Source organism: Halopseudomonas bauzanensis (assembly GCF_900114735.1).
GTDB lineage: Bacteria > Pseudomonadota > Gammaproteobacteria > Pseudomonadales > Pseudomonadaceae > Halopseudomonas > Halopseudomonas bauzanensis.
The window spans coordinates 78,046-102,356 of the sequence record NZ_FOUA01000001.1; the positions used below are offsets into that span (position 1 = coordinate 78,046).

The following is a 24,311-nucleotide window of genomic DNA, read 5'->3' on the forward strand; positions in this document are numbered from 1 at the left end:
TATAAACCACTTCACATTAGGACCTGCTTAGCCAGGGTCTGGATGTCGCGGGTATGGACGCCGACGGGCCATTGCCAGTCTGCCAGCGCCACCACCGGCCAGACACCGAATACGCTGTTGCAACAGAACACCTCGGTGCTGCGCAACAGTTCGTCAAAAGATATCGAACGCTCCTCTACGGCGTCACCTTGCGCCGCCAACTGCTCGATCAGGAAGCCGCGCATCACGCCCCGCACGCCGCATCGATCGAGCGCAGGCGTCACCCATCGATCATCCAGCCGCATGAACAGGTTGCTCATAGTGCCTTCGATGGGGTCGCCAGCGAGATTACACACCAGCCCTTCGGCGTGGACTGAATCCTGCCATTCACTGCGCGCCAGGACCTGCTCCAGCCGATTGAGGTGCTTGAGACCCGCCAGCATGGGTTGATCGCCCAGCCGGGTGGCGCAGGGATACAGGCGAATGCCCTGCTCGGCATGTTGTGCGGGATAGCTCGGCAGTGGAGAGGATTGGAGAATGCGCGTCACCTGAGGTTGCTGCGGCATGGCGTAGCCACGCAGGGACTCACCGCGGGTGATGATCAGTTTGAAGAGCCCGTCACCGAGCAGCAGCGCCTGCTGCTCGACTTCGCTGCGGATCACCGCTAGATCCACAGGCAGGCGCAGGGCCTGCACCCCCAATGCCAGCCGCTGGAAATGCCACTCTGCCAGCGTCGGCTTGCCGCCGCGAACCAGAATGGTCTCGAACAGTCCGTCACCGTAGGCCAGGCCGCGATCGCGGGCCGAAACAGCACTGGTCGGCACACCATTGACCAGGCATTCGGCGACGCGGGTTGCGGCCATCCCGGTGATGTCCATCAGAGGCGGCGGAACACCAGGCTGCCGTTGGTGCCACCAAAGCCGAAGGAGTTGGATATCACCACGTCCAGCTGGCGAGCCTGGGCTTCATGGGCGACGTAATCGAGGTTGCAGCCCTCACCCGGGTTGTCCAGATTGATGGTCGGCGGTGCCACCTGGTCACGCAGGGCGAGCACACTGAAAATCGCCTCGACTGCGCCGGCGGCGCCCAACAAATGACCGGTCATGGACTTGGTCGAGCTCATGGCCAGCTTACAGGCGTGGTCACCGAACACGGTTGCCACCGCGCGGGTTTCAGCCAGGTCACCGGCCAGGGTCGAGGTGCCGTGGGCGTTGATGTAGCCAACCTGTTCTGGCGCCACATCGGCATCGCGCAGGGCATTGCCCATGCACATGGCTGCACCGCGGCCATCTTCCGGCGGCGCGGTCATGTGGAAACCGTCGCCGCTCATACCGAAACCGATCAACTCGGCATGGATATGCGCACCGCGGGCCTTGGCATGCTCATACTCTTCCAGCACCATGGCGCCGGAACCGTCGGACAGCACGAAGCCATCACGTTCGGCATCCCACGGACGGCTGGCGCGGGTCGGGTCTTCGTTGCGGGTCGACAGCGCGCGGGCAGCGCTGAAGCCACCGAGGCCCAGGCCGCTGGTAGCCATTTCGGAACCACCAGCGATCATCACGTCCGCTTCGCCATAGGCGATGTTGCGCGCGGCCATGCCGATGCTGTGGGTACCCGTGGTGCAGGCGGTCGTCAGCGCATAGTTCGGCCCACGCAGTCCATACTGGATGGACAGATAACCGGCCACCATGTTGACAATCGAGCCAGGCACGAAGAACGGCGAGATACGACGCGGGCCGCTGTTGAGCAGCAACTCGTGATTGCGCTCGATATTGGTCAGACCGCCGATACCAGAGCCCATGGACACGCCGATGCGGTCGCGGTTGTCATCGGTAATATCCAGCCCCGCATCATTCATCGCCTGGATGCACGCAGCAATGCCGTACTGGATGAACAGATCCAGCTTGCGTGCCTCCTTGGCCGACATGTAAGGCTCGATATCGAAATCGCGAATGGAGCCACCAAAACGGGTACTGAAGGCACTGACGTCCATATGCTCGATCGGCGCGATACCGCTCTTGCCTGCCAAAGCCGCCTGCCAGCTGCTTTCAACCGTATTCCCCAGCGGGCTCAACATGCCCAGGCCGGTTACCACGACGCGTCTACGCGACAAGGGAGACTCCTTAATTCAACTCGTTCGACAGCGGGCTATTGTCCGCATAAAGGGGCGGCGCGGCAACTGAATGATTATCGGCCGTCCGTCACCAGTTATTTCAGGGGAACTACTGTAAAGCGAACACGAACAAAAAGGCCGCAGCTCTGATATCAGGACTGCGGCCTTTTCGACCTGCAAGCAGACTGCGTGATTACTTCTGGTGCGAGTTCACGTAGTTGATTGCTTCCTGCACGGTGGTGATCTTCTCGGCTTCTTCATCCGGAATTTCGGTCTCGAATTCTTCTTCGAGAGCCATCACCAGCTCAACGGTGTCAAGGGAGTCAGCGCCAAGATCTTCAACAAAGGAAGCACTGTTGGTTACTTCTTCTTCTTTGACGCCGAGCTGCTCGGCAACGATTTTCTTGACGCGCTCTTCGATGGTACTCATACCTTGTTCTCACTCCTGATTTTGCAGTTCCGATAAGCCGGACTGCGGGTAGTTTATAGAAAGAATTCCCGAGATTTCAAGCTGGAAATGCTTCTGTGTCAAAATGGCCCGGCCCAGAGAGGCCGGATTCCCACTAGTCAAAGCCCCGACTGCCCAAAAGCAGCCGAAGATCAACCCATGAACATACCGCCATTTACCGGGATAGTTGCCCCGGTAATGTATCCAGCCGGCTCACCGGCAAGAAATGCTACCACTGCAGCAATTTCCTCGGCTTGGCCGAGGCGCCCCAGTGGAATCTGTTCGAGCATGACCGACCGCTGATTGTCATTCAGCGCCCGGGTCATGTCCGTATCAATGAATCCAGGTGCCACCGCATTCACGGTGATTCCGCGTGAACCGACCTCACGGGCCAGCGCACGGGCAAAGCCCTCCATGCCGGCCTTGGCCGCAGCATAGTTGGATTGACCGCCGTTGCCCATACCGGCAACCACCGAACTGATGCAGATGATACGGCCCCAACGCGCTTTGGTCATGCCCCGTAATACCGCCTTGGACAAACGGTAAACCGAGCCCAGGTTGGTACTGATGACATCATCCCACTCATCATCTTTCATGCGCATGAGCAGATTATCGGCGGTGATGCCGGCATTATTGACCAGGATCGCCGGCGCTGCGTAATCAGCGGCAATGCGCTCAAGCACCTCGGCAACCGAGGCCGGGTCGCGCACATCCAGCTTCATGCCGGTACCCTGAAAGCCTGCGGCGGCCAGTTTCTCGGCGATGGATTGGGCGCCGCTGTCACTGGTGGCGGTCCCCACCACGATGGCACCCTGGGCGGCCAGCGCATGGGCGATGGCCTGCCCGATACCACGACTGGCACCGGTAACCAGGGCGACTTTTCCTTCCAGACTCATATCAAGCTCCTTCGGCAAGGCGGGCGACGGCATCGGCAAAACCCTCGACGCTGTCCAGATTATGGGTAGCCACACCTTTGGCGCAGCGCTTGTTCAGACCCGACAACACCTTGCCGGGACCGCATTCGACCAGGTCAGTGACACCCTGGGCGGCGATGTATTCGATGCTTTCGACCCAACGCACCGGGCTGTACAGCTGCTCGACCAGCTGCTGACGCAGACCGTCGAGATCCGCCGCCGGGCGCGCCGTCACGTTCTGTACCAGGGTAATCTGCGGCTGATGCCAGGTCAGTGCAGCAAAATCCTGTGCCAGTTGTTCGGCAGCCGGCTGCATCAGTGCGCAGTGGGACGGCACGCTGACCGGCAACGCGATGGCGCGCTTGGCACCCGCGGCCTTGCAGGCCTCGATGGCGCGCTGCACGGCGGCGGCCTGACCGGCGATGACCACCTGGCCCGGCGCATTGAAGTTGACCGCGCTGACCACCTCACCCTGGGCCGCCTCGGCGCACAGCTGGATGATCTGCTCGTCCGCCAGGCCGAGAATGGCCGCCATGCCGCCCTCGCCTTCCGGGACGGCCTGCTGCATCAGTTGACCGCGACGCTCGACCAGGCGCAGCGCGTCAGCGAAACCGATCACCTCGGCGGCCACCAGGGCAGAATATTCACCCAGGCTGTGACCGGCCACGAACGCCGGCCGGGCTTCGCTGTTCGCCTGCCACAGGCGCCACAGGGCAACGGAGGCGGCCAGAATGGCCGGCTGGGTGCGGTCGGTCCGGTTCAGTTCGGTATCCGGGCCGTTCTGGCAAAGTTGCCACAGGTCGTAGCCCAGCGCATCGCTGGCTTCGACAAAGGTATCGCCAATCAGACTGTGCTGCTCCGCCAGACCGGCCAGCATGCCGACCGCCTGGGAACCCTGTCCGGGAAATACGAAAGCGAGGGTTTGAGTCATGCAACTTTCCTCATTGTTGTCATTCATTGATTAAGTCTCCGTCTGAGATGACCCACTGGTCAGACGGGTCACAAGAGTTCGCCCCGGCAGCGCGCCAGGCGTGCCGCGATGCGCTGCGGCATCTGCGACTGGCAGGCGCGCACGGCCTGCCCGATGGCCACCTCCAGCGCCTGCTGGTCGGCGTTGCCATGGCTCTTGACCACCACCCCCTGCAACCCAAGCAGTACCGCCCCATTATGGCGATTGGGGTCCAGGCGCTCGCCCATCGGTTTCAATGCCCGTCGCAACAGCGGCGCCATCAGCCGCAGCGCGAAGCTGCCGGCCAGGGCCCGGCGCAGCTCATCCTGCATATAGCCGGCCAACCCTTCGCTGGCCTTGAGCACCACATTGCCGACAAAGCCGTCACAGACCACCACATCGGCGCGATCCTGGAACAGCTCGTGACCTTCTATATGGCCGACATAGTTCAGCGAACGGCTGTCACGCAGCAGCTCGGATACTTCACGCACCCGCAGGGAACCCTTGTTGATTTCGCTACCGATGTTCAACAACCCGACCCGCGGTCGCTCGATATCAGTCAGCTCGGCCACCGCTTCGGAGCCCATCACGGCAAATTCGAACAGCTGCCGCGCCGAGCAATCGACATTGGCCCCCAGATCGAGTACATGGCAGAACTTTCCGGCTACCGGCAAAGCCGCCATGATCGCCGGCCGCTGAATACCTTCCACCGTTCCCAGCAGGGTTTTTGCCAGCACCATCAGCGCACCGGTATTACCCGCACTCAGACAGCCATCGGCCACGCCGTCACGCACCTGCTCGATGACCACGCGCATGGACGCATCACGCTTGCTGCGCAGCACGCTGGCAGGCAGATCGTCGGCGAGAATGGTTTCGGAGGTATGGACGAAGCTGACACGATCGTCAGGCAGGCGGTATTCACGGGAGAGGCTGGCCATCGGTTCGGGCGAACCGACCAGAACGACGTTGAACCCAGGAATCTGCTGAAGGCAGCGGGCAACGGCGGGGATAATGCAACGGGGACCGAAGTCCCCGCCCATCACATCAATCGCTAAGCGGACTGACGTGGACAAGACTTATTCGTCGTTGTCCTTGTTGACCACCTGACGACCACGATAGAAGCCGTCCGGGGACACGTGGTGACGGAGGTGAGTCTCGCCAGTAGTTTGATCTACGGACAGAGCCGCCGAGGTCAGTGCATCGTGCGAACGACGCATACCACGTGCGGAACGAGACTTTTTGTTCTGCTGTACAGCCATGACTTTAAGCTCCTAAGCTTCAGGTATCACGTTTCAACTTGGCCAACACACTGAAGGGGTTGGGCTTTTCAGCTTCTTCCTCAGGCTCCGCAGTATCAGGCTGAAAGCCTGGCGGGTGCTGACATGTTTCCATCGGATGCATCGGCACTGCGGGCAAGGCCAGCAGCAGTTCGTCCTCGATCAGCGCGTGCAGATCGAGCGCCTCGTCATCCACAATAACCGGTTCATAATGGCGAGGCAGATTCTTCGCCGCCTCGTCACTCGTTACAAAACCCACATCACATTCGGTATCCAGCGTCAGCACAACCTGCTCCAGGCAGCGCTGACAGATCTGCGCCACCTCGACCTGATAATGCCCGTGCATGGCGCTGATGCCCTGTGCGTCCCGCACAAATGCGAGCTCCGCCTGAACATCTCCAGCAGGAGCGTCAAGCAAGGCGGTGAGACGGGGCATATTGGCGGTGGGCACGGTCCCTTTCAGGACGATTTCACGGTCAACCAGCCGACGCGGCTCTATGTGTGCAGGTATGGGTCCAGACATAAGCGCGCAATTCTAGGCACCGCAGGGGCCGCTGTCAAAACTATTTGCCGAAAAAACCATGCCACCGACGTCACGGGGACAACTGAAGCTAGAATAGCGCAATTTATCGCACAAGGATCCCAAGATGGCCCATCTGGTTCTCGCCTCCAGCTCCCCCTACCGACGCGCACTACTTGAGCGCCTCGGCATTCCCTTCGAGCATGCCGCGCCCGAGGTCGACGAAACACCCCGGGCTGGCGAAACACCGGAGCAGCTCACGCTGCGCCTGGCCCTGGACAAGGCCCGCGCCCTGGCAAGCCGCTTTAACGATCACCTGATTATCGGTTCGGACCAGGTCTTGCTATTGGAAGGCCAGGCGGTCAGCAAACCTGGGACCCATGCCGCGGCAAAAGAGCAACTCAGGCGCTGCAGCGGCCGCACCGTGCAGTTCACCACCTCGCTTTGCCTGCTCAACAGCGCCACCGATCAATACCAACTGACCAGCGAGCCCTTCAAGGTCAGCTTCCGCGAGCTGGATGAGAACAGCATCGAGCGTTACCTGCAGCGTGAACGCCCATACGACTGTGCCGGCAGCTTCAAAATGGAGGGACTGGGCATCTCGCTGTTCCGCGCCCTGCAGGGCGACGACCCCAACAGCCTGATCGGACTACCGCTGATCAGGCTGTGCGAGATGCTGCGCCAGGAAGGAGTGCAGCTGCCGTAAGACTCTGCCTCAAACATCCGCTCCCGCTGGTCGGCATACACTGCAGCGAGAGGCTTGCCGGAAGGCGACCCTTACCGCAGTGCGGGCGCCGCCAGACCGAGATGGGTCGCCAGGGTATTGCCGATGCTGGTGCCCAGTTGGCGCGAAAAGCGCTGGAAAGGCGACTCGCGGTGGGTGAAGTCGACCAGCTCTTCGGTGCCGACGATATCCCGAGCCACTGCCGAGGCGCTGGACAGCCCATCGATCAGCCCCAGCTCCAGCGCCTGTTCGCCGGACCAGACCAGCCCGCTGAACAACTCCGGATGCTCCTGGAGCCGATCACCACGCCCTTCTCTCACCTGCTCGATGAACTGCTGATGAGTGGTCTCCAGCACCGTCTGCCAGAACTCGCGCTCGTCCTGACGCTCGGGCTGGAAAGGGTCGAGGAAGGCCTTGTGCTCGCCAGCGGTATAGGTGCGCCGCTCGACCCCGAGCTTGTCCAGCGTCTCGACAAAACCGAAACCGGCCGCCGTCACCCCGATCGAACCCACCAGACTGGCCTTGTCGGCATAGATCTCGTCCGCCGCTGCAGCAATATAATAGGCCCCTGAAGCACCGATATCGGCGATCACCGCGTAGACTTTGACTTCCGGGTTCAGCGCGCGCAGCCGCTTGATCTCGTCATACACGTATCCGGACTGTACCGGGCTGCCGCCCGGGCTGTTGATGCGCAGCACGACCCCGCGGGTCTGCTCATCCTTGAACGCTCGCCGCAGACTGGTGACCAGGTTGTCGGCACTGGCTTCCTGCTGGTCGGCGATGGCGCCCCGCACTTCGATCAGCGCCGTGTGAGGCTTGCCAGTGGCGCTGCTACCGTCGATGGCGCCGAGCGGGGAAAACAGAAACAACGCGCCGATCAGATAAAGGAAGGTCAGACTCTTGAAGAAGATCCCCCAGCGCCGCGATCGACGCTGCTCCTGCACCGAAGCCAGCAGGGTTTTCTCCAGCAGCGCCCAGGCCTTCTTGTCCTCCTTCTGCGCCTTGAGCTCATTGCGCTCAACCATCGGGCCTTCAGTCCATTGGTTCTGTTCCATCTATTACACCTCTGTCAGTTGGCCCGTCCGGAATCGCGGCAGGACCCAGCCATGAAACTCATCGAAGGAATCCACGCAATGCACCGGCTGGCAGCGCAGCAGCTGCGCATGGGTCATGGCCCCATAGGTCACTGCTACCGGACACACGCCGGCATTGTGGCCCATGAGGATGTCAAACTCACTATCGCCAACCATGCATGCATCGGCCGGCGTTACGTCCAACTCGGCGAGAATCTGTTCAATCATCAGCGGATGCGGCTTGCCGGCGGTTTCATCCGCGCAGCGGGTCACATCGAAGTAGCTTTCCAGACCGTGGGAGTCGAGCATACGATCCAGTCCACGCCGCCCCTTGCCCGTTGCCACGGCCAGATGGAAACCACGGCCGCGCAGAATATCCAGCGCGCCGCGTACACCTTCGAACAACGGCGAAGGATTCTGTTCCAGCGTCAGGTAATTATCGGCGTAGGCCTGGATCAATTGCTTAGCCTGAGCAGGGTCATCCAGCTCCGGGTAGAGCACCGCTACCGCATCCGGCAGGGCCAGGCCGATGATGTCGCGCACCTCCCGTACCGAGCGCACCGGCAGACTCACATCCACTGCCGCGCGCTGCATGGCAACGACAATATTGTCGATGGAATTGGCCAGCGTGCCATCCCAGTCGAAAATCAGGGTATTCATGTCACTCCTCGCTCAAGCGGCTCAGGGTTCTGTCCCAGACCGTCCCAGGCTCGGCGGACACCTCCAGGCGCCCGCCCTCGGGCAGCTCAGCGGAAAGGGAAACCGCATGTAAGAACAGTCGCTTACCACCCTTTTCTCGAATGATTCTGGAAAAATCATCATCGCCGTACTTGGGATCACCGGCAATCGGATGACCAGCATGCCGGGCATGCACCCGGATCTGGTGGGTCCGTCCGGTGATGGGCCTGGCCTCTACCAGCGTGGCAAAGTCACCGAAGCGCTGGATTACCCGAAACTCGGTCAGCGACTCCTTGCCTTCCGGATTGACCTCGACCATGCGCTCGCCGGAGCGCAGATTGTTTTTCAATAAAGGTGCATGCACCTTCTTCACCGTTGACGGCCAGCGTCCGCGCACCAGCGCCAGGTAGCATTTGGTGACCCCCTTGCCCGGCCCGTCACCACGCAGCTCAGCATGCAGATGGCGCAACATGCTGCGTTTCTTGGCGATCATCAGGCAGCCAGAGGTGTCGCGGTCCAGCCGATGCACCAGCTCCAGCTGTTGCAGTTCGGGACGCAACTGGCGCATCGCCTCGATCACGCCGAAGTCCAGCCCGCTGCCACCATGCACAGCGAGGCCCGCCGGCTTGTTGACCACGATCAGCCCTTTGTCTTCATAGAGGATGTTGCTCTCCAGCGCATTGAGAATGCCCTGCCCCACCAGCGCCGGCTCATCGGGCTGGGGCAGGCGCACCGGCGGAATCCGGATGCTGTCACCTGCGCGCAACCGGTACTCGGGCTTGATGCGGCCTTTATTCACCCGCACCTCGCCTTTGCGCAGGATGCGATAAATGAGAGTGCGCGGTGCCCCCTTGAGTCGGGTCAGCAGATAGTTGTCGATTCGCTGACCGGCCTGGTCTTCGCTGATCAGGTCGGTCTGCACGGCAGCGGAAATAACGGGTTGATCGATTTTCATCGGCGCATGATACATTTTTTCATGCAATTGAAGCACTTGATTAATGCTGCTATAGTCCGACGAGCTGCGCAAAAGGCAGCAGGAAGGCAGCCGCGATCGACGCGATTGCAGCCTTCCCAGAAACATTGATGTAGAGCCTTCGCCAGGCTGGAAGCAACGCCGGCGAACCTCGATGGAAAAACATGCTGCAGGCCACAGGCCGGCAGAATATTAACCCGCTCCCCGAAGACGACGAGCGGCACCGATTCAGATGGGCAAGTGATTAGGTGGAGATGCACAGCTTCAGGATGATGTGACGAGCGCTGACACTTGCATTGATGTGTGTCCCCGTCCCAGTCCGGCTGATTCCTCCCTACAAAGAAGTTTCTCTGTACTCGCCATAGACAGACTGAAATGCTGTTGCCCAACGGCACGGCAATTTTGAATTCTGAACAAGGGCAAGGTTGGCCCAAGCAGAAACACGCCTGACACCTAACAGAAGAATCAGGTGCCGTACTCGTGTTCCGGAAGCATTGGAAACACAACGGTACTTCATGAAAAGAATGCTGATCAACGCAACTCAGCCCGAAGAGTTGCGCGTCGCCCTGGTAGATGGCCAGAAGCTGTACGATCTGGACATCGAATCCGGCGCACGCGAACAGAAGAAATCCAATATCTACAAAGGCCGCATTACCCGCGTCGAACCCAGCCTGGAAGCCGCTTTCGTCGACTTCGGCTCCGAACGCCACGGCTTTCTGCCGCTGAAGGAAATCTCTCGCGAATACTTCACCAAACAGCCTGAAGGTCGCGTCAACATCAAGGAAGTGCTCAAGGAAGGCCAGGAAGTCATTGTCCAGGTCGACAAGGAAGAGCGCGGCAATAAAGGCGCCGCCCTGACTACCTTCATCAGCCTGGCCGGCCGCTATCTGGTGCTGATGCCGAACAACCCCCGCGCCGGTGGCATTTCCCGTCGCATCGAAGGTGAAGAGCGCAACGAACTGCGCGAAGCCCTGAACAGCCTCAACGTTCCCGCCGACATGGGCATGATTGTCCGTACCGCAGGTCTCGGCCGCAGCGCAGAGGAATTGCAGTGGGATCTGGATTACCTGTTGCAACTGTGGGAAGCGATCAAGTCCGCCTCCAGCGAACGCAGCGGCACCTTCCTGATCTACCAGGAAAGTAACGTCATCATCCGCGCCATCCGCGATTACCTGCGCCAGGATATCGGCGAAGTACTGATCGACAGCGAAACCGTCAAGGAAGAGGCGCTGAACTTCATCAGCCAGGTCATGCCGCAGTATGCGAGCAAGGTCAAGCTCTACGAAGACAGCGTACCGCTGTTCAACCGTTTCCAGATCGAAAGTCAGATCGAGACCGCCTTCGAGCGTGAAGTGAAACTGCCTTCCGGCGGCTCCATCGTCATCGACCACACCGAAGCCCTGGTGTCCATCGACATCAACTCGGCGCGCGCTACCAAAGGTGGCGACATCGAAGAAACCGCGCTACAAACCAACCTGGAAGCGGCTGAAGAAATCGCCCGCCAGCTGCGTTTGCGTGACATCGGTGGTCTGATCGTCATTGATTTCATCGATATGACCCCGGCCAAGAACCAGCGCGCCGTGGAAGAGCGGGTACGCGAAAGCCTCGAAGCCGACCGCGCCCGCGTCCAGGTCGGTCGCATCTCCCGTTTCGGGCTGCTGGAAATGTCCCGGCAGCGTCTGCGTCCTTCCCTGGGCGAAACCAGCGGTATCGTCTGCCCGCGTTGTAACGGCCGCGGCACCATCCGCGACGTTGAATCCCTGTCGCTTTCGGTACTGCGCCTGATCGAAGAAGAAGCGCTGAAGGATCGCACCGCCGAAGTGCGCGCCCACGTGCCGGTATCCATCGCTACCTTCCTGCTCAACGAGAAGCGTGATGTGCTGGCCAAAACCGAGGCCCGCACCAAGGTGCGCTTGCTGGTGTTGCCCAACCCGCACATGGATACCCCGCACTTCGAGGTCCAGCGTCTGCGCGACGACCAGGAAGCCGTGCTCAATGGCGAATCCAGCTACAGCATGACCACCGAAGCCGAGCCCGAAGAGCCGGTACAGGTGAGCCAGACCCGTGCCATCGTACGCCAGGAAGCAGCGGTCAAGACCCTCGCCCACTCGCGTCCGGCCCCCACGGCCGCTCCGGCGCCAGCACCAGCACCGGTTGCCGCAGCCAACAAGGCCATCCAGGAGTCCCAGCCGGGTCTGATCAAGAGTCTGATCAAGTCCCTGGTCGGCATGTTCGCCCAGGACAACCGCCAGGAAGAGGAAGCCGAGCAGCAGGCGACCAGCCAGGCCAATCGCAAGCCAGCGGCGGATGGCCGTGGCAACGAGCGCCGCAGTAACCGCAACCGCCGGCCGCGCCCAGAGCGTGACAACCGCGGCGGTGCACGTGGCAACCGTGGTGGTGAAACTGCTGCCGAGCGCACTGACAAGCCCCAGCGCAGCGAACGCAAGTCCAGCGACGTCGTAGCCGATACCGACGCCGCCACACCGAGCGCCAGCAAGCCGGCAGAAGGCACCACCGGTCGTCGTCGCCGTCGCAGCCCCACCGCGGCCGCAACCGCTGAAAGTAGCGAACAACGCGCTGCTGCCACCGAGCAGGCACCGGCCCGTCAGGATCGTCGCCCGCAGCGCCAGGCCGAACAGGCCACCGTGAAAGACGAAGAATTGCCAGTCGAGCAGAATGCCGAGCAGACCGACAGCGAGAATACCGCTGAGGGTGAGCGTCCGAAGCGTCGTTCACGCAACAGCCAACGCCGTCGCAACAATCGTCGCAGCCGTTCCGCCCAGGATGATCAGAGCGGCGACAACGCTGCCAGCGCAAACCAGACCAGCGAAGCGACTGATGACAGCAACGCCAGCAAGCCGGTAACGGCCGAGCACGGCGACGCTGCCGCTACCGACGTCAAGGTTCCGGCTGCTGCCGCGGTAGCCGTCACCGAGGCGGTTGCCGCCAGTGAAGGTCATGAGCCGGCAGAGATGATCAACGAGCCCGCCGTCGAAGCTGCCCTTCCGGAAGCGACTACCGAAGCCCTGGCTGAGGTCAAGCAACCGGTGGAAGCAGGTTTGACCCAGGCGGTATCCGACATCGAGCAATCGATCGAGAACGCGGTTGAAGCCTTCAATCAGTCCCAGCGCGATGACAGCGCCCCGGCTCAGGCCGAGACCGAGGTCACTCAAGCCGAGCCGAGCGCCACAGCTGACGCAGCCGAACCTGCTGTAGTCGTGGCCGAAGAGCAGCCTGCCGCCGTTATCGAACCCGTCGCTGAAACCGCAGCAGCCGTCGAACCCGAGGCACCGGTAGCCCAAGCGCCCGAAGCCGAACCGGCCCCGGTAGTCACCGAGGAGGCAGCCCAGGCACCCGCTCAGGTTGAAGCGCAGGAGCCAGCCCCGGTAGCACAGGAGCCTGTCGAGCAGGCGATTCCGGCCCTCACCGAAAGCGGTCGCGCATTCAACGACCCGCGTGAGATCCGCAAGCGTCGCATGGAGGCCAAGCGCCTGGCCGAGCAGGCCGAAGCACAGGCCAAGGCCGAAGCGGAAGCACCTGCCCCGGCAGTGGAAGCTGACGCCGAGCCGGCAGCTGCAGCCGAGCCGGTAAGCGAAGCCATGGCCGAGGCCCAGGAAGTGATTGAACACATCCCGGAAGCTCAGGCCGCTGACCAAGCGGAAACAGCAACCGACGCTCAGTCAGCCGAGCCGGCAGCCGAAGCCGCACTCCCCAGCCCTGCCGAAGGCGAGGTACCGGAGCATCCGGCTACCAGCGCACCGGTACAACAGGACGCGCCTGAGGAAGATGACAACCGCCCGGAAACACCCAAGGGCTGAGTTTCATCGCTGCAATAGAAAAGGGGATGCCATTGGCATCCCCTTTTTCATTCTCGATTCACTGTCAGCAACAGCCCTGTTGGGCAACTGGCATCAGCCGCCTACCCGCTGCGGCTCCATCTCCAGTTGCACACCGAACTTCGCCTGCACGTCTCGCTGGATGTCCTCTGCCAGCGCCAGCACATCCGCTCCCCGGGCGCCGCCCAGGTTGACCAGTACCAGCGCCTGCTCGCGGTGTACACCGACCCGGTCGCGACAATGACCTTTCCAGCCTGCCCGCTCGATCAGCCAACCGGCAGCCAGTTTGACGCTGCCATCGGGCTGCGGGTAATGCGGCGCTTCCGGCCAGGTCGCCAGCAAGGCCGCCGCTTGGTCCGCCGGCAGCAAAGGATTCTTGAAGAAACTGCCGGCATTGCCCAACTGCGCCGGATCGGGCAGCTTGGAGCGGCGAATCTGGCATACCAGCTGGCTGATGACGCGGCTGTCGGGCCGGCTCAGGCCGGTGACACTCCAGGCGGCTGCCAGCGGCGCATAATCCAGCCGCGGCACCGGCTGCGTGCTCAGTCGCAGGCGCACCCGCAAGATCACGAAGCGGCCAGCCTGCTGCTTGAAGAGGCTGTCTCGGTAGGCGAACCGGCAAGCGTCCCGATCGAACCGGCAAACCTCCCCAGTGGTGCGATCCAGCGCGTCGAGACTGTCGAACACATCGCACAGCTCCACGCCGTAGGCGCCGATATTCTGCATTGGCGCAGCGCCCAGGGTGCCGGGGATCAGTGACAGGTTTTCCAGACCATGGAAACCATGATCCAGGCTCCAGTTCACCAGTTGATGCCAGTTCTCGCCGGCCTCCCCTTCGATCACCGCACTGCCCGGCTCGCGGGACAGTACCCGGCGGCCACGGCTGCGCATGGCAATGACCAGGCCTGCCAACGGACCGGCCAAGATCATGTTGCTGCCACCACCGAGCACAGTGACCGGCCAGCCTTGAGCATCAGCGAGCGCCAGCGCCTCGCGCAATTGCTGTTCGGTTTCGACCGGCACCAGCTGCTCCGCGGATTCGTTGATGCCGAAGGTATTGAGATCGCGCAGCGCTGCCGCGCGGAGGATGTCCGGCATCATTCGGCCGAGGCCAGCAATTGGCGCACCCGCTGCAGATCCTCAATGGTATCCACGCCCGCCGGAGGAATTTCACAGGCATCAGCCACATGAATACGGCAGCCGAACCACAAGGCGCGCAATTGCTCCAGCGACTCGGCGCTTTCCAGCGGGCTCGCCGGCCAGCGCACGTAGTCGTGCAGAAAGCCCACCTTGTAGGCGTACAGCCCGATGTGCCGGCGGAACGGCGCCACCTGTGGCAACTGATCCGGCCTGCCGGCGGCGAAATCATCACGGCACCAGGGCATGGGCGCGCGACTGAAGTACAGGGCAAAGCCCTGGTGGTCCGTAACCACCTTCACCGCGTTGGGATTGAACAGCGTCTCGACATCCTGCAACGGCTCAGCCAGGGTGGCGATGCTGGCGGCTGGAAAGGCCCGCAGATTGCCCGCTACCTGATCGATCAGTGCCGGCGGAATCAATGGCTCGTCGCCCTGCACGTTCACCACATGGGCGTCGGCATCCAGGCCCAGCAGGGTTACCACCTCCTGCAGTCGGTCGGTGCCGGACGGATGATCGGTGCGGGTCAGTACCACATCGGCGCCAAAGGCGCGGCAGGCGTCGACAATGCGCGCATCATCGGTTGCCACCGTCACGGTCGCCGCCCCGCTCTTGCGGGCCTGCTCCCAGACATGGCGAATCATTGGCTTGCCGGCAATGTCCTGCAGCGGCTTGCCCGGCAGGCGGGTGGAGGCGTAACGGGCAGGTATGATGACGTGAAACATTGTCAGTGTCCCAGCCTCTCGTCCGCATCCAGGGCCCGCGCCTCGGTCTCCAGCATGACGGGAATGCCATCGCGTACGGGGAACGCCAGGCCATCGGCGCGGCACCACAGTTCGGTCTTGTCCTGATTCTGTACCAGCGGGCCCTTGCACAGCGGGCAGGCCAGGATATCGAGCAGTTTGGGATCCATCGTCAGACTCCGGTCAAAGAGAAGTAGTCCGGCTGGACGGCAGATGGCTGTCCAGCCGCTGATGCAGAGCCGCAGTAAAAGCGGCACTCAATTGGGCATCGACACGCAGATACCACCAATGTTCACGGGCGAAGCCCGCGCATTTCACCGCGTCCTTTTCGGTCATGATCAGTGGCTCGCCATGATCGAATGCGGCGAAGCTGTCGGCATTGTAACCGGCGTGGTCGGCGAACGCCTGCAGCGTCGGTATGAAGCCCAGACTTTCCAGTGTGCGGCGGAACCGGTCGGGATTGCCGATGCCGGCCACCGCCTGTACCCGGGGCGGCGCCTTCCACTCGGCAGGGCTGATCCGCTGGCCGGTGGCCAGATTGACCAGTTCGGTGGCCTGCAGTTGCATGGCGAAACCGTCGGCGGCATCAGCTGCGGCGCCGTTGCGAACGATCAGGTCGACCGACTTCAGTCGCGAAGCCGGTTCGCGCAGGGGGCCCTCGGGCAGACAGCGGGCGTTGCCCAGGCCGCGGGCGTGGTCGAGCATCAGCACCTCCAGTGTGCGGCCCATGCGGTAGTGCTGCAGGCCGTCGTCGCTGATGATCACGTCGATTGCCTCCTGCTCCAGCAACTGGCAGCCGGCTCGTGGGCGATCCGGATCAATCACCACCGGCACTTGACAGCGACGGGCGATCAACAGCGGCTCATCGCCAACCTGTTCGGGGGTGTCCTGGTCTGGTCGGATGCGCCAAGGCAGGGCTGGCGGTTGCGCACCATATCCCCGGCTGATAACGCCCACCCGCAACCCACGGGCGCGCAGATGCTCCACCAGCCAGATAACCATGGGCGTCTTGCCGGTGCCGCCGAGGGTAATGTTACCAACGACGATCAGCGGCACTGGCGGCTGCCAGCTGGCTGCCGGATCATCCAGGTAACGCTGCCGTCGACGTTGTGCCACGTGCCGATACAGCTGGGACAGCGGCCGCAATAGGGTCAGCCAGCGGCGCCCCTGATACCAGGAGCGCAGCATGAAGCCTTCCAGTGACTCCTTCTTCACTGGGCAGGGGTTTCCAGTTCGTTGGTGGTCAGGCGCAACCGACTGAAGCCCTGCTGGCCTGCCGCATCCATGACGGTGATCACCGATTGGTGAGAGGCCTTGGCATCCGCGGTAATCACCACCGGCAGACTGTTGTTGCCGGCCGCTTCACGTTGCAGCGCGGTCTGCAGATTGTCCAGGTCTGGATTGATCAGGCTCTTGCCGTTGATGGTGACCTCGCCGGTGGCCGACACCAGCACCTCGATCTGCTCCAGGTTCTGGTTTTCCACCGGCTCGCCCGAGGCGGACTCCGGCAGATCAAGCTTCAGCTGGGTTTCCCGGGTAAAGGTGGTGGACACCATGAAGAAGATCAGCAGCAGGAACACCACGTCGATGAGGGGCGTCAGGTTGACACCGACCTCCTCTCGCCGGGTACGTCGAAAGTTCATGGATCAGTTCCCCTGCGCCGTCTTGGCGGCTTGCCGGATGGCCGGATCGGCCGCCACGTCGTTGCCATTCGGCTCGGCGTCGCGACTGCCCTGCACCACCTCGACCAGTTTAGTCGCCTCCTGCTCCATGGCTACCACCAGCTCGTCGACCCGGCGCATGAAGAAGCGATGGAAGAACAGAGCCGGAATGGCCACGGTAAGGCCTGCCGCAGTGGTGATCAGCGCCTTGGAGATACCGCCGGCGAGTACCGCGGTATTGCCGGTGCCCTGCACCATCACCGCAGTGAAGACATCGATCATGCCGATGACGGTGCCCAGCAGGCCGAGCAGCGGGGTGATGGCGGCAATGGTGCCCAGTGTATTGAGATAACGCTCAAGCTCGTGGATGACCTTGGTGGCGGCCTCCTGGATGCTCTCTTTCATGATCTCGCGACCATGGCGGGTATTGGCCAGACCGGCAGCAAGAATCTCGCCCAATGGCGAGTCGGCGCGCAGGGCCTTCAGACGGGTCGCATCCAGCTGCCCGTCCTTGATCCAGCGCCATACCTGCCCCAGCAGATTGGCCGGCGCGACGCGACTGCTGCGCAGCGCCCAGAGACGCTCAAAAACGATGGCCAACGCCACCACGGATGACAATACGATCGGCAACATCAGCCAACCACCGGCACTGATCAGTTCCCACACAGGCGTTCCCTCCAGAAAATTTGTCTACTCTAGCACGGGCTTTGCTGGCGGTTCAGCCAGCCTGGCCAGTGCTTGATCTTCATGCCAGAAGCGTCGTGCACGCTCTCGCCAGGACCAATCCCGGCGGGCCTTCCCTGTGTCGTCCAGGACAAAGCGTATCGCTCCGGCGGTGGCAGTATAAACCGGTTCTGCTTCCAGTTCGCGGTAACGTTCGACAACCAGCGGATGCGGATGGCCGTACTGGCTGTGACGCCCGGCACTGAAGACCGCCCAACGCGGTTCTACCGCCCGGATAAAGGCATAGGACGACGAGCTGCGACTGCCATGGTGGGGCGCCAGCAGCAGGTCGGCAGCCAGGCTCCGGTCGAGCATCTGGTACTCGCCCCGAATACCCAGATCCCCCGGCAGCAGCACGGCGCTGCTCCCAGCCACTGCCCGCAGCACACAGGATTGCTCGTTGGGTGGTGCCGGAGGCGGTGGGCTGTAGAGAATCTCGAAGCGCACCCCATCCCATTGCCAGGTCTCACCAGGTTCACAGGGCTGCGCCCGCAATACCGGATCGATCGCGGCATGCTGCCCCGCCAGGACGCGTTTAACCGGCAGGTGGCCGGCAATGAAGGGTGCGCCCCCCGCATGGTCGTTATCGGCGTGACTGAGCAGCATGACATCCAGCTCCCGCACTCCCAGCGCCAGCAATGCCGGATACACCACCGCCTCGCCCAGATCGAAGCCACTGCTGAACCGGGCGCCGGCGTCGTACAGCAGGTCATGTTCTTCGGTTTGCAGCAATACCGACAGGCCCTGGCCGACATCCAGCACGGTTACCCACAGCTGACCTGGCAGCGGTCGCTCGTGGGATGGTAGCAACAGCACGAGCAGACAGGCCGCCCCCGGTAGCCAGAGCAGTCGGGCCATGGGGCTCAACAAGGCAGCCACCCCCACCAGGCCCAACGCGAAACCGAGCCAGTCGGGAGTGGCCAGGCGCTCCGCGGCACGCAGCTCTGCGATCCAAGCCAGACCGTCGAACAACCAGTTAAGTGCCACCGCCGCGCCTTGCAGCAACCAGGGAATATCGAACAGCAGCTCCAGGACCGTACCCAGCAAGGCGGCCGGCACCACCAGCAGGCTGACCCAGGGGATCGCCAGCAGATTGGCCAGCGGTGCGCTCAGGCTGGCCGGCATGCTCCAGAACATCAACCAGGGCCACAGCCCAACGAAGACCACCCATTGCGCCCGCCCCCAGCGCCACCACAGCGAGGACGCGCCCAACCGGGCACCCATGCCGTAGAGCAGCAGTCCCACCGCGATGAAGGAGAGCCAGAAACCCGCGCGCAGCGGCGCCGCGGGATTGAGCGCCACTACGGTGGCAAAGGCGACCAGCCAGAAGGTCCAGAGCCCCGGCCGGCGGTAGCACAGCTGGATCAACAGCCCCAGCGTGATCATCAACAGGGCGCGCTGTACCGGCACCCCGAACCCGGCCAGAATCGCGTAGAGAGCGGTGATAGGGACGACTACCGCCACCGCCAACCATAGTCGCGGCCAGGGCCAGCGCAGCACGCCAATCCGCCCAAGCAGGGTTACCAAACCGAATACCGCTGCCGCCAGCATGCCGATATGCAGCCCGGAGATAACCATCAGGTGAGCGGTGCCGGTGGCCTGCAGCACCAGCCAGTCCTGACGGTCGAGCACACCCTTGTCGCCCACCACCAGAGCAATCAGGCGGGCGCCGCCAGCCTGCTCTTCCAGCACCGCCGTTATGCGGGTGCGCAATTGGTTTCGCAGCGCTGCGAACCCGGCGAAACGGGGCGGCTCGGCGAGCCGCTCGCCCTGGCGAATACTACCCAGGGCGCCAACGCCCTGGGCATACAGCCAGGCCTCATAATCGAAGCCGCCGGGATTGGCCATACCCGCCGGACGGCGCAGAGTGACTTCGAACTGCCAGAGCTCGCCGGGATTGACCGGCTGCCCTTGGAACCAGTGCGCCCTTATCGGCGGCAGCGGTTGATCGTTTTCCAGTAGACGCACCTGGGTCAGGGCCAGACGCCAGCCAGTCGCAGTGGCCTGAGGCAACCCGTCGACCCGTGCCAGCACCTGCACCCGACTGCCATCCAGATCAGGCGGCAGACGCTGCGCCAACAGCTGCTGATGAAACAGACAGGACCAGAGCAATCCCAGACTCAGCGCACCCAGCCAGCGGCCCGCGGGGCGTCGCCACAGCATCAGCGCCGGCACCAGTGGCAGCGTTGTCAGCCACAGTGGCGGCAGCTCGGGCAACCCCAGGGGCAACAGCATGCCGGCTATCAGCGCGATCAGCAGCAGCGGCACATCCATGCGCGGAAGTATCCTGTGATGGTGAATTGCGACGGCGGGTGGTAGTCGGCCACAGCCATTACGGGCATAATTGCTGTCTATCCTTCCCGCCGATCAGTCTGTGATGCCGCGCCAGCTACTCAAACGCTACATGCCCAGTCCGGAACGGATCAAACGCAACAAGTCGCTGCGTTTCATGGGGGCCATCCTTCATGATCCGAATCTCTGGCACATCACCCGCCATAGCGTTGCACGGGCGATAGCCACTGGCTTGTTCGTCGCCATGTTGCCGATCCCCATGCAGATGGTGCTGTCCGGCTGTATCGCCATGTTCGCCCGAGCCAATCTGCCGATTTCGATCGGACTGGTCTGGCTGACCAACCCGATCACCATGCCGCCGGTCTTCTTCATGCAATACAAGATCGGCACCATGCTGCTCGGCACACCCGAACGCACCATGCCCATGGAGCTGTCGCTGACCTGGCTGACTACGGAATTGCAGCATATCTGGCAGCCCATGCTGCTGGGCTCGGTGCTGTCGGGTCTGGTGCTGGCCGGCATCGGCTACGCCGGCACCCTGTTATATTGGCGTTTCTGGGTGGCACGCAACTGGCAGCGCCGCAAAATGCGACGCCGTCGTCAGTCCTGATTCAAGCAGGCTGCCGCTCTACCAGATGACCTTCATCGAGGGTCAGCACACGATCCATCTGCCCCGCCAACGCCAGGTCATGGGTAACAACGAGAAAGGCGGTATGCAGCCGCTGACTGAGTTCCAGCATCAGTTGCTGGACGCCGCGGGCGGTGTGCTGGTCAAGGTTGCCGGTCGGCTCGTCAAGCAGTACGCAGGCCGGCTCATTGATCAGCGCCCGGGCGATGGCCACCCGCTGACGCTCACCACCGGACAGTTCCGCCGGCTTGTGGCCAGCCCGCGCCGACAACCCGACTCGGTCCAGCATCGCCAGCCCCCGTTCACGCGCCTCGGCGATCGGCGTTGCGCCGATCAATAGCGGCATGCAGGCATTCTCCAGCGCCGTGAACTCGGCCAGCAGATGATGAAACTGATAGACGAAGCCGAGGCCGGTATTGCGCAGCTTGCCCCGCTCCGCCTCCTTGAGCGCTGACATCTGCTGGCCGGCCAGCCACACCTCACCGGTGCTCGGCGTATCCAGCCCACCCAGCATGTTCAACAGCGTGGTCTTGCCCGAGCCCGAGCTGCCGACAATCGCGATGCGTTCGCCGGCGCGCAGGCTCAGGTCGATATTGTCCAGTACCTGCAGGCGCTGCGGTCCGACCGCGTAGTGCTTGCTGAGTTTCCGGCATTCCAGTACTACATCAGTCATAACGCAAGGCCTCCGCCGGTTCGGTACGGGATGCACGCCAGGCCGGATACAGGGTAGCCAGGAAGCTCATGCCCAGCGCAGCGGTGCAGATGACAACGACATCCGTCCAGATCAACTGGGACGGCAGATAACTGATGAAATACACATCGGAACTGAGAAACTGGGTGCCCAGCAGACGCTCCAGCCCGGCCACCAATGCCGATACATTGAGCGCCGCCAGCACGCCGAGGATGCCCCCGGCCAGGGTGCCAACCACACCGATGACCGAGCCCTGAACCATGAAGATGCCCATGATGGTGCCCGGTGATGCGCCCAAGGTACGCAAGATGGCGATATCGGCTTTCTTGTCGGTCACTACCATGACCAGGGTGGAAATGATGTTGAAGGCCGCCACGGCAACGATCAGCAACAGCAACAGGCCGATCATGGTCTTCTCCATGCGGATCGCGGCAAACAGATTGCCGTGGCTGCGCGTCCAGTCCTGGGCGTAATAGTTGCCCGGCAGCTGCTCAACCAGATTCCAGGCTACCTGCGGCGCCTGGAACAGGTCATGCAGTCTGAGCCGAACACCTTGCATCTGGCCTGGCTCCCAGCGGCTCAGACGGGCCGCATCCCCGGCATGGATCATCGCCATGGAGCCATCCAGTTCGGCGCCAACCTTGAATATGCCAGTGACATGGAAACGTTTCAGCCGCGGAAAGACCCCGGCCGGGGTGACCGAAGCTTCCGGCAGGACGAGGGTCAGTTTGTCGCCCGGCATCACACTGAAGCGGCGGGCAATCAGCTCACCGATGATGATGCCGAATTCGCCATCTTTCAGATCAGCCAAGGTGCCGGATTGCATGTGCTCCTCGATGATCGAGACCTGCGCCTCCGCCTCGGGAATCACGCCGCTGACCAGCACCGGAGCGACACTGCCGTTATGGGTCAACATGCCCTGCAATTGAATGAACGGCGCAGCCGCAGCGACCTTCGGGTCTGCCTCAAGCTGCGTTGCCAGCGAGCGCCAATCATCGATGGGCTGATAGCCGTTGATGCTCGCATGGGGCACCATGCCGAGGATGCGCGTACGCAGTTCACGGTCGAAACCATTCATTACCGACAGCACCAGGATCATGACCAGCACCCCGAGGGTCAGGCCAAGCATGGAAATCAACGAAATGAAGGAGATAAAGTGGTTACGGCGTTTGGCGCGCGTGTAGCGCAACCCGATAAAAAAAGGCAAGGGTCTGAACATGGAATACCAGTTACCTGATGGGGAAAGCCCCAATGAATAGCAGTTCGGGCTGTCATGTTACACTGAATCCGGTTTCGGTAAACGGGGCTGAACATGCAAACCAATAATCTCACCGATGTGCATACGGGTTATTTCCAGATTCAGGATCATCTGGCACTGGACTATCGACCTATCGAGGCGCCAGCGACACCTTCCTCAGTCCAACCGGATGAATCGCCCCTGTTCGGCCTGCTTGGCGAACTCCACCTGCTGGACCATGATTCACAGCATCTGCTGCGCCAGATCGGTGAGCGTGACCGCAATCTCGCGGCTTACCTGAAGATCCTTGGCAAGCGGGTGGAGTTGATCGGTCGGGCACTGGCGTCGCAGATGGCCGAGGACATGGGTACGCCGGTCGAGGTAACCCTGAGCGAAGCCGGCATCACCTTCCCAGCCCACGACGCGCTGCCGGTCGGCCAATGGATCAATCTGCGCCTGTTGTTGCCGACACCCATCGGTTTGAGCGCTCCAGCACAGATCGCCGCCTGCCTTCGCGACGACGCTTCCGGCCTCCATCTGATACAGGTAAGCTTCGATCAGTTCAATGATGCCCAGCACCAGTTGCTGGCTCGGCATATCATGCACAAGCAGGCACAGGATATCCGCGCTGCCAAGGAAAACCACGAAAGGACCTCGACATGAAATACGCACTACCCTTATTACTCACCAGCACCTTGCTCGCCGCAGTCAGCATCCAGGCCGACACCCTGACCATTCCGGTGGGCCAGCAGGCGTCCGGCCAACAATCCAGCCTGCCGCAACGGGGTACCAGCACCAGCGCGGTCAGCCAGCAATACGGCGAACCGCTAACCCGCCATGCAGCGGTTGGCGAACCGCCCATCAGCCGTTGGGACTATGCCGGTTTCAGTGTGTATTTCGAGCATGACAAGGTAGTACACAGCGTGCATCAGCACACCCCGCGGAATAATTGAGAGACGGTATGCAGATATACGGCCACCGGGGCGCCCGCGGCGAAGCCCCGGAAAATACCCTGCCGAGCTTTCACAAAGCCCTGGAAGCCGGCGTCAGACGGGTCGAACTCGACCTGCACCTGTCTTCCGATCATCAATTGATGGTCATTCATGACCCCACGCTCAAGCGCACTACCGGCATCAAGGGCAAGATTGCAGCCCACACTGCCGCCGAGCTGACCCGCCTGGATGCCCGGCTCGGGCTGGCCGGCTGGAACGAGCACTGCGCCATCCCCACCCTGGAGCAACTGTTTCACAGCTGCCCCGAATTCGAGCATTACCAGCTGGAGGTCAAGAGTGGCTCGGCCGCGCAATCGCGGCGGGTAATGAATGCGGTCATGCCGTTGGTGGAGCAATTCGGCCTGCGCGAAAAGGTGGTGATCACCTCATCCAGTCGCACCCTGCTGCGCTACGTCCAGCAGAACGGCGGCGAACTGTCCACCGGGCTGGTCGAGGAATATGGCTTTCTGGATCCCGTGAAAAGCGCGCTGAGATATCAGTGCCGCTTTCTGGTATTGAACTGGAAACTCTGCACCCCTGCCCGGATTGCCCAGGCCCAACGCCAGGGACTGCATGTCTCGGTGTGGACCGTGAACGATCCGCAGTTGATGCTGAGATTGCGGGACATGGGTGTCGATAGCCTGATAACCGATGTACCACATCTGGCCGTGAGGGTTCTGGGTGGTACCGGCGAAACTCATTGAGCCCGCCGGCCACCCA

Annotated in this window: 26 protein-coding genes; 6 read left to right on the top strand and 20 right to left on the bottom strand. The window is 62.2% G+C overall.

Annotation, left to right across the window (positions count from 1 at the left end):
• Positions 1-11 precede the first annotated feature (11 nt).
• The 8 genes from pabC to BM267_RS00415 all read right to left on the bottom strand — a co-directional run bounded on the left by pabC (position 12) and on the right by BM267_RS00415 (position 6,056).
• Complete coding sequence (gene pabC / locus BM267_RS00380; RefSeq protein WP_074778779.1) at positions 12-842, bottom strand: aminodeoxychorismate lyase; 831 nt, start codon at positions 840-842, stop codon at positions 12-14.
• A 14-nt stretch (positions 843-856) separates the two neighbouring features.
• On the bottom strand, positions 857-2,095 hold the full coding sequence (gene fabF / locus BM267_RS00385) for a beta-ketoacyl-ACP synthase II (RefSeq protein WP_036989677.1): 1,239 nt from the start codon (positions 2,093-2,095) through the stop codon (positions 857-859).
• Positions 2,096-2,288: 193 nt separating this feature from the next.
• The gene (gene acpP, locus BM267_RS00390; protein WP_036989676.1) at positions 2,289-2,525 is read right to left on the bottom strand and encodes an acyl carrier protein; all 237 of its coding nucleotides are present in this window, start codon (positions 2,523-2,525) and stop codon (positions 2,289-2,291) included.
• Positions 2,526-2,695: 170 nt separating this feature from the next.
• On the bottom strand, positions 2,696-3,439 hold the full coding sequence (gene fabG / locus BM267_RS00395) for a 3-oxoacyl-ACP reductase FabG (RefSeq protein ID WP_074778560.1): 744 nt from the start codon (positions 3,437-3,439) through the stop codon (positions 2,696-2,698).
• A gap of 1 nt (position 3,440) precedes the next feature.
• Positions 3,441-4,388 carry an ACP S-malonyltransferase gene (gene fabD, locus BM267_RS00400; protein WP_074778777.1) on the bottom strand — a complete coding sequence of 316 codons (948 nt, stop codon included), beginning with the start codon at positions 4,386-4,388 and terminating at the stop codon, positions 3,441-3,443.
• A gap of 68 nt (positions 4,389-4,456) precedes the next feature.
• A complete protein-coding gene (plsX, locus tag BM267_RS00405; protein ID WP_074778558.1) occupies positions 4,457-5,479 on the bottom strand; it encodes a phosphate acyltransferase PlsX in 1,023 nt (340 codons plus the stop codon).
• Positions 5,480-5,482: 3 nt separating this feature from the next.
• Positions 5,483-5,665, bottom strand: coding sequence for a 50S ribosomal protein L32 (gene rpmF / locus BM267_RS00410; RefSeq protein ID WP_074778555.1), 183 nt, complete (start codon positions 5,663-5,665; stop codon positions 5,483-5,485).
• A gap of 19 nt (positions 5,666-5,684) precedes the next feature.
• Complete coding sequence (locus BM267_RS00415) at positions 5,685-6,056, bottom strand: YceD family protein (RefSeq protein ID WP_177173379.1); 372 nt, start codon at positions 6,054-6,056, stop codon at positions 5,685-5,687.
• A gap of 274 nt (positions 6,057-6,330) precedes the next feature.
• On the opposite strand from BM267_RS00415, the gene BM267_RS00420 reads away from it, so the two are divergent.
• A complete protein-coding gene (locus BM267_RS00420; RefSeq protein ID WP_074778549.1) occupies positions 6,331-6,909 on the top strand; it encodes a Maf family protein in 579 nt (192 codons plus the stop codon).
• A 71-nt stretch (positions 6,910-6,980) separates the two neighbouring features.
• On the opposite strand, the gene sppA is transcribed toward BM267_RS00420, so the two are convergent.
• Genes sppA through rluC form a run of 3 tightly spaced genes read right to left on the bottom strand, consistent with a single transcriptional unit; the run spans position 6,981 to position 9,633 of the window.
• The gene (sppA, locus tag BM267_RS00425; RefSeq protein ID WP_074778775.1) at positions 6,981-7,952 is read right to left on the bottom strand and encodes a signal peptide peptidase SppA; all 972 of its coding nucleotides are present in this window, start codon (positions 7,950-7,952) and stop codon (positions 6,981-6,983) included.
• Positions 7,953-7,985: 33 nt separating this feature from the next.
• A complete protein-coding gene (locus BM267_RS00430) occupies positions 7,986-8,660 on the bottom strand; it encodes an HAD-IA family hydrolase (RefSeq protein ID WP_074778547.1) in 675 nt (224 codons plus the stop codon).
• Position 8,661: 1 nt separating this feature from the next.
• The gene (rluC, locus tag BM267_RS00435) at positions 8,662-9,633 is read right to left on the bottom strand and encodes a 23S rRNA pseudouridine(955/2504/2580) synthase RluC (protein ID WP_036990299.1); all 972 of its coding nucleotides are present in this window, start codon (positions 9,631-9,633) and stop codon (positions 8,662-8,664) included.
• A 533-nt stretch (positions 9,634-10,166) separates the two neighbouring features.
• Here rluC and rne point away from each other — a divergent pair.
• Positions 10,167-13,469: a ribonuclease E gene (gene rne, locus BM267_RS00440; RefSeq protein WP_074778545.1), complete on the top strand. Its 3,303-nt coding sequence runs from the start codon at positions 10,167-10,169 to the stop codon at positions 13,467-13,469.
• A 93-nt stretch (positions 13,470-13,562) separates the two neighbouring features.
• On the opposite strand, the gene murB is transcribed toward rne, so the two are convergent.
• From murB to BM267_RS00475, 7 genes are read right to left on the bottom strand one after another with little or no spacing between them, the layout of a single operon-like run.
• Positions 13,563-14,588 carry a UDP-N-acetylmuramate dehydrogenase gene (gene murB / locus BM267_RS00445; protein WP_074778543.1) on the bottom strand — a complete coding sequence of 342 codons (1,026 nt, stop codon included), beginning with the start codon at positions 14,586-14,588 and terminating at the stop codon, positions 13,563-13,565.
• Positions 14,585-15,349 carry a 3-deoxy-manno-octulosonate cytidylyltransferase gene (gene kdsB / locus BM267_RS00450; protein ID WP_074778541.1) on the bottom strand — a complete coding sequence of 255 codons (765 nt, stop codon included), beginning with the start codon at positions 15,347-15,349 and terminating at the stop codon, positions 14,585-14,587. The genes murB and kdsB overlap by 4 nt, the downstream gene beginning before the upstream one ends.
• A gap of 2 nt (positions 15,350-15,351) precedes the next feature.
• Positions 15,352-15,537: a Trm112 family protein gene (locus BM267_RS00455; RefSeq protein WP_036989667.1), complete on the bottom strand. Its 186-nt coding sequence runs from the start codon at positions 15,535-15,537 to the stop codon at positions 15,352-15,354.
• Positions 15,538-15,550: 13 nt separating this feature from the next.
• The gene (lpxK, locus tag BM267_RS00460; protein WP_036990297.1) at positions 15,551-16,555 is read right to left on the bottom strand and encodes a tetraacyldisaccharide 4'-kinase; all 1,005 of its coding nucleotides are present in this window, start codon (positions 16,553-16,555) and stop codon (positions 15,551-15,553) included.
• Positions 16,556-16,578: 23 nt separating this feature from the next.
• Positions 16,579-17,010 (bottom strand): ExbD/TolR family protein, encoded by a 432-nt coding sequence (locus BM267_RS00465; RefSeq protein WP_036989666.1) that lies wholly within the window; start codon positions 17,008-17,010, stop codon positions 16,579-16,581.
• Between the two features lie 3 nt (positions 17,011-17,013).
• Complete coding sequence (locus tag BM267_RS00470; RefSeq protein ID WP_036989665.1) at positions 17,014-17,694, bottom strand: MotA/TolQ/ExbB proton channel family protein; 681 nt, start codon at positions 17,692-17,694, stop codon at positions 17,014-17,016.
• Between the two features lie 24 nt (positions 17,695-17,718).
• On the bottom strand, positions 17,719-20,025 hold the full coding sequence (locus BM267_RS00475; RefSeq protein ID WP_074778539.1) for a DNA internalization-related competence protein ComEC/Rec2: 2,307 nt from the start codon (positions 20,023-20,025) through the stop codon (positions 17,719-17,721).
• 103 nt (positions 20,026-20,128) lie between these two features.
• Between BM267_RS00475 and BM267_RS00480 the strand changes: the two genes are divergently transcribed.
• Positions 20,129-20,653: a DUF2062 domain-containing protein gene (locus BM267_RS00480; RefSeq protein ID WP_036989664.1), complete on the top strand. Its 525-nt coding sequence runs from the start codon at positions 20,129-20,131 to the stop codon at positions 20,651-20,653.
• Position 20,654: 1 nt separating this feature from the next.
• Here BM267_RS00480 and lolD read toward each other — a convergent pair whose 3' ends face one another.
• Entirely contained in the window at positions 20,655-21,344 is a 690-nt protein-coding gene (lolD, locus tag BM267_RS00485; protein ID WP_074778537.1) for a lipoprotein-releasing ABC transporter ATP-binding protein LolD, read from the bottom strand.
• A complete protein-coding gene (locus BM267_RS00490; RefSeq protein ID WP_036989662.1) occupies positions 21,337-22,581 on the bottom strand; it encodes a lipoprotein-releasing ABC transporter permease subunit in 1,245 nt (414 codons plus the stop codon). Before BM267_RS00490 ends, lolD begins: the two co-directional genes overlap by 8 nt.
• A gap of 93 nt (positions 22,582-22,674) precedes the next feature.
• Here BM267_RS00490 and BM267_RS00495 point away from each other — a divergent pair, with 93 nt between their 5' ends.
• The 3 genes from BM267_RS00495 to BM267_RS00505 are packed head-to-tail and all read left to right on the top strand — an operon-like array spanning position 22,675 to position 24,295.
• On the top strand, positions 22,675-23,262 hold the full coding sequence (locus tag BM267_RS00495) for a PilZ domain-containing protein (RefSeq protein ID WP_074778535.1): 588 nt from the start codon (positions 22,675-22,677) through the stop codon (positions 23,260-23,262).
• Entirely contained in the window at positions 23,259-23,552 is a 294-nt protein-coding gene (locus BM267_RS00500) for a hypothetical protein (protein ID WP_074778533.1), read from the top strand. Before BM267_RS00495 ends, BM267_RS00500 begins: the two co-directional genes overlap by 4 nt.
• A gap of 8 nt (positions 23,553-23,560) precedes the next feature.
• The gene (locus tag BM267_RS00505; RefSeq protein WP_074778531.1) at positions 23,561-24,295 is read left to right on the top strand and encodes a glycerophosphodiester phosphodiesterase; all 735 of its coding nucleotides are present in this window, start codon (positions 23,561-23,563) and stop codon (positions 24,293-24,295) included.
• The last annotated feature ends 16 nt before the right edge of the window (positions 24,296-24,311 follow it).

Excerpts from the sequence above, each read along its gene's own strand:
- rne (WP_074778545.1), top strand. The coding sequence starts at position 10,167 with ATGAAAAGAATGCTGATCAACGCAACTCAGCCCGAAGAGTTGCGCGTC.
- BM267_RS00420 (WP_074778549.1), top strand. The coding sequence starts at position 6,331 with ATGGCCCATCTGGTTCTCGCCTCCAGCTCCCCCTACCGACGCGCACTA.
- acpP (WP_036989676.1), bottom strand. The coding sequence starts at position 2,525 with ATGAGTACCATCGAAGAGCGCGTCAAGAAAATCGTTGCCGAGCAGCTC.
- murB (WP_074778543.1), bottom strand. The coding sequence starts at position 14,588 with ATGATGCCGGACATCCTCCGCGCGGCAGCGCTGCGCGATCTCAATACC.
- BM267_RS00455 (WP_036989667.1), bottom strand. The coding sequence starts at position 15,537 with ATGGATCCCAAACTGCTCGATATCCTGGCCTGCCCGCTGTGCAAGGGC.
- BM267_RS00465 (WP_036989666.1), bottom strand. The coding sequence starts at position 17,010 with ATGAACTTTCGACGTACCCGGCGAGAGGAGGTCGGTGTCAACCTGACG.
- BM267_RS00490 (WP_036989662.1), bottom strand. The coding sequence starts at position 22,581 with ATGTTCAGACCCTTGCCTTTTTTTATCGGGTTGCGCTACACGCGCGCC.
- fabG (WP_074778560.1), bottom strand. The coding sequence starts at position 3,439 with ATGAGTCTGGAAGGAAAAGTCGCCCTGGTTACCGGTGCCAGTCGTGGT.
- lpxK (WP_036990297.1), bottom strand. The coding sequence starts at position 16,555 with ATGCTGCGCTCCTGGTATCAGGGGCGCCGCTGGCTGACCCTATTGCGG.
- fabD (WP_074778777.1), bottom strand. The coding sequence starts at position 4,388 with ATGACTCAAACCCTCGCTTTCGTATTTCCCGGACAGGGTTCCCAGGCG.
- rluC (WP_036990299.1), bottom strand. The coding sequence starts at position 9,633 with ATGAAAATCGATCAACCCGTTATTTCCGCTGCCGTGCAGACCGACCTG.
- lolD (WP_074778537.1), bottom strand. The coding sequence starts at position 21,344 with ATGACTGATGTAGTACTGGAATGCCGGAAACTCAGCAAGCACTACGCG.
- sppA (WP_074778775.1), bottom strand. The coding sequence starts at position 7,952 with ATGGTTGAGCGCAATGAGCTCAAGGCGCAGAAGGAGGACAAGAAGGCC.
- BM267_RS00430 (WP_074778547.1), bottom strand. The coding sequence starts at position 8,660 with ATGAATACCCTGATTTTCGACTGGGATGGCACGCTGGCCAATTCCATC.
- rpmF (WP_074778555.1), bottom strand. The coding sequence starts at position 5,665 with ATGGCTGTACAGCAGAACAAAAAGTCTCGTTCCGCACGTGGTATGCGT.
- BM267_RS00505 (WP_074778531.1), top strand. The coding sequence starts at position 23,561 with ATGCAGATATACGGCCACCGGGGCGCCCGCGGCGAAGCCCCGGAAAAT.
- BM267_RS00495 (WP_074778535.1), top strand. The coding sequence starts at position 22,675 with ATGCAAACCAATAATCTCACCGATGTGCATACGGGTTATTTCCAGATT.
- BM267_RS00500 (WP_074778533.1), top strand. The coding sequence starts at position 23,259 with ATGAAATACGCACTACCCTTATTACTCACCAGCACCTTGCTCGCCGCA.
- BM267_RS00475 (WP_074778539.1), bottom strand. The coding sequence starts at position 20,025 with ATGGATGTGCCGCTGCTGCTGATCGCGCTGATAGCCGGCATGCTGTTG.
- kdsB (WP_074778541.1), bottom strand. The coding sequence starts at position 15,349 with ATGTTTCACGTCATCATACCTGCCCGTTACGCCTCCACCCGCCTGCCG.
- pabC (WP_074778779.1), bottom strand. The coding sequence starts at position 842 with ATGGCCGCAACCCGCGTCGCCGAATGCCTGGTCAATGGTGTGCCGACC.
- BM267_RS00480 (WP_036989664.1), top strand. The coding sequence starts at position 20,129 with ATGCCGCGCCAGCTACTCAAACGCTACATGCCCAGTCCGGAACGGATC.